This is a genomic window from Streptomyces sp. NPDC006265 (genome assembly GCF_040613555.1).
Lineage (GTDB): Bacteria > Actinomycetota > Actinomycetes > Streptomycetales > Streptomycetaceae > Streptomyces.
This window is the reverse complement of sequence record NZ_JBEXSH010001047.1, coordinates 1-2,805: the sequence shown is the minus strand read 5'-3', so window position 1 is coordinate 2,805 and position 2,805 is coordinate 1. Positions and strand designations below refer to the sequence as shown.

The 2,805-nt window shown below is 72.9% G+C and carries 2 protein-coding genes and 2 pseudogenes; 3 read left to right on the top strand and 1 reads right to left on the bottom strand.

All coding sequences use genetic code 11. The annotated features are described in order from the left end of the window. A pseudogene (locus tag ABZ281_RS44950) lies at nucleotides 1–441 on the top strand (hypothetical protein); the annotation flags it as partial. A gap of 16 nt (nucleotides 442–457) precedes the next feature. Here ABZ281_RS44950 and ABZ281_RS44945 read toward each other — a convergent pair. Beyond that, nucleotides 458–1,081, bottom strand: a complete 624-nt coding sequence (locus tag ABZ281_RS44945) for a histidine phosphatase family protein (protein WP_356664114.1) — start codon at nucleotides 1,079–1,081, stop codon at nucleotides 458–460. A gap of 188 nt (nucleotides 1,082–1,269) precedes the next feature. Between ABZ281_RS44945 and ABZ281_RS44940 the strand changes: the two genes are divergently transcribed. Both ABZ281_RS44940 and ABZ281_RS44935 read left to right on the top strand, forming a co-directional pair. Then, nucleotides 1,270–2,226: a phosphatase PAP2 family protein gene (locus ABZ281_RS44940; RefSeq protein WP_356664112.1), complete on the top strand. Its 957-nt coding sequence runs from the start codon at nucleotides 1,270–1,272 to the stop codon at nucleotides 2,224–2,226. Next, nucleotides 2,177–2,805, top strand: a pseudogene (locus ABZ281_RS44935) (hypothetical protein); the annotation flags it as partial. The gene ABZ281_RS44940 and the pseudogene ABZ281_RS44935, both read left to right, overlap by 50 nt.

Below are 2,805 nucleotides of genomic sequence, written 5' to 3'. Positions count from 1 at the left end.
GCCGACCGCGTGGGCTGCGAGCAGGCACTGGCCCGGGCGCAGGCCTTCTTCGAGCGGGGCCCCTCGGACGCCGACCCCGAGTGGATGAGCTTCTACGGGGAGGCCGAACTGGAGGGCCTGGAGGCGCAGTGCTGGTCCACGCTCGGCGACTGGCCCCGGGCGGCACGGCACGCGCGGCGCGCCGCCGAGCTGCAGGATCCGCACTTCACCCGGAACATCGCCCTCTACACGGCGGAGCTGGCGGACGACCTCGCGCGCGGCGGCCGGCCGGACGAGGCGGCGGTGGCGGGGATGCGGGTGCTGGATCTGCTGGAGGAGGTCCAGTCGTCCCGCGTCCAGACCATGCTGGCGGCCACCGCGCGGGTGCTGCTGCCGCACCGCAGGGCCTGCGGGGTCTCGGCGTTCCTGGAGCGGCACGCCTCCTCGCAGCGGATGGCCTGAGGGACTGTCGCGGACGTCACGCCTGCCGCGCGACGTCCGGCACGCCCTGGGCGAGGTGCCCCAGGTCGTTCCAGCTCTCGATCGCCGGCTCCCCGTAGGCCCAGCCCAGTACCGACAGGGACGTCGGGTTCAGCCGGATCCGGGCCGCGAAGTCGATCGGCAGGCCGAGCCACCGCGCACCGATGGAGCGCAGGATGTGCCCGTGGGCGAAGACCAGGACGTCGCGGTCCTCGGAGCGGGCCCAGGAGACCACCTCGTCGGCCCGGGCCGTGACCTCGGCGAGCGACTCCCCGCCCGGGACACCGTCGCGCCAGATCAGCCAGCCGGGCCGAACGGCCTGGATGTCCGCGGGGGTCATGCCCTCGTACGTCCCGTAGTCCCACTCCAGCAACGCGTCCCAGGTACGCGCACGATCGCCGAAGCCGGCCAGTTCGCAGGTCTCACGCGCGCGTGCCAGCGGGCTGGTGCGCACCTCGACGCCGGCCAGGCCCTCGTACGGGTCCCGGTGCAGGCGCTCGCCGAGCAGCTTCGCGCCGCGCCGGCCTTCCTCCAGGAGCGGCACGTCGGTCCTGCCCGTGTGCTTGCCGGACAGGGACCACTCGGTCTGTCCGTGGCGGGCCAGCAGGATGCGCGCAGCCATGGGGCACCTTTCCGGAAGAACAACGCATGGGGAACTCCTCCATCATCGCGCACGCCCGTCATGGGCAACCCGGGGGGCGATCTCTGCGTCTTTGAGGGCCGGAGGCGCCCCCCCGGGGTGGGCGCACACGCCGTAAAGTGGCACGGCCGAACGGGCTACGCGTGACGACGAAGGGGGAGGACGATCGGATGCAGCACACCGAGACACCGGGCACCGAGGCGGCGGCCCCCGCGCCCAGGCTGCGCTGGTGGACCGAGCTGCCGCTGATCCTGCTGGTGTACGCGTGCTACTCGGCCGGCCGGCTCCTCGCCCGCGGCGACGTCTCCGGGGCCGTCGACCACGGTCTGACGATCCTGCGCTTCGAGCAGGGGCTGTACCTCGACTTCGAGCACCCCCTCAACCGTCTTTTCACGCGCGAGGCCTGGATAGGCATACCCGCCGACTTCTGGTACGCGTCGCTGCACTACATGGTCACTCCGGCCGTCCTGGTGTGGCTCTTCCGCTCCCGGGCCGTGCGGTACCGCGCCGCGCGCACCTGGCTGATGACGTCCACCCTGATCGGCCTGATCGGCTTCACCCTGCTGCCGACCTGCCCGCCCCGGCTCCTCGACGCGAGCCACGGCTTCGTGGACACGATGGCGCAGTACAGCTCGTACGGCTGGTGGGGCGGTGCGGCGAGCGCCCCGCGCGGCATGGGGGACATGACCAACCAGTACGCGGCCATGCCGAGTCTGCACGTGGGCTGGGCCCTGTGGTGCGGAGTGATGTTGTGGCGCTTCGGCGGGTCGCGCCTGACGAGGACGGCCGCCGTGGCCTACCCCCTGATCACGACGATCGTGGTCATGGGCACCGCCAACCACTACTTCCTCGACGCGGTCGCGGGCGCGGCCGTCATGGGCGTCGGCCTGCTGCTGGCACCCGTCGTGATGCGCACCGCGGACCGGGTCAAGGCACGGTTCGTGCCGGCGGCCGCACCGGTCGCGGCGGACTCCTCCGCCTCAGGTTCCTCGATTGTCAGTGTCGGATGCCAGACTTCCGCGGGTGAGCGAATTCCACGGCAGCGCGAGTCGCGGTTCGAAGACGGAGCCGAGCCGGGTGCCTCTCCCAAGGACGCGGGGGACGGCGCTCCGGCAGCGGCTCGCTGAGCTGCGCGGCCCCGACGTACCCGCGAAGGCACTGGACGCGCGCGCCCTGGCGGCGCTGGCCGCCAACCCCGGTTGTGCGCGGCGCGCGATCCTCGACGGCGCCGGGGTGAACAAGGCGTTGGTGGCGAGCGCGCTGGGCTCGCCGTCGGCCTTCGGGCAGTCGCAGTTCGCGCTCACCAGAGGCAACGCCTTCGAGGCGAAGGTCAAGGCGGACGGCGGCGCGGAGCTGCTGCGGCTGGTGCACGACAAGCTCGACCGGTCCGCCGAGCCGCCCGCCGGCGCGCGCGTGCCGGACCTGACGGCGGCCGGGCCCCAGGGGCGCACGGCCCGTACGGAGCTGGAGCTGCGGGAGGCCGCCGCGCACCCGGGCACGTGGACGCTGCTCGACCATCCGATGCTCGCGCTGGACGTCGCGGGCTCCCCCGCGTTCCTGGAGCCGGACGCGGTGGTGGTGCACCCGGACGGCAGCTGGACGGTCGTGGAGATCAAGTCCTTCCCCCTGCTGGACGGTTCGGCGGACCCGGTCCATCCACATGCTCACCACGGCCAACAACACGATCACCCGTGTCCCCGTCCGCT

Coding starts and splice junctions, on each gene's coding strand:
- ABZ281_RS44945 (WP_356664114.1), bottom strand. CDS start 1,081: ATGGCTGCGCGCATCCTGCTGGCCCGCCACGGACAGACCGAGTGGTCC.
- ABZ281_RS44940 (WP_356664112.1), top strand. CDS start 1,270: ATGCAGCACACCGAGACACCGGGCACCGAGGCGGCGGCCCCCGCGCCC.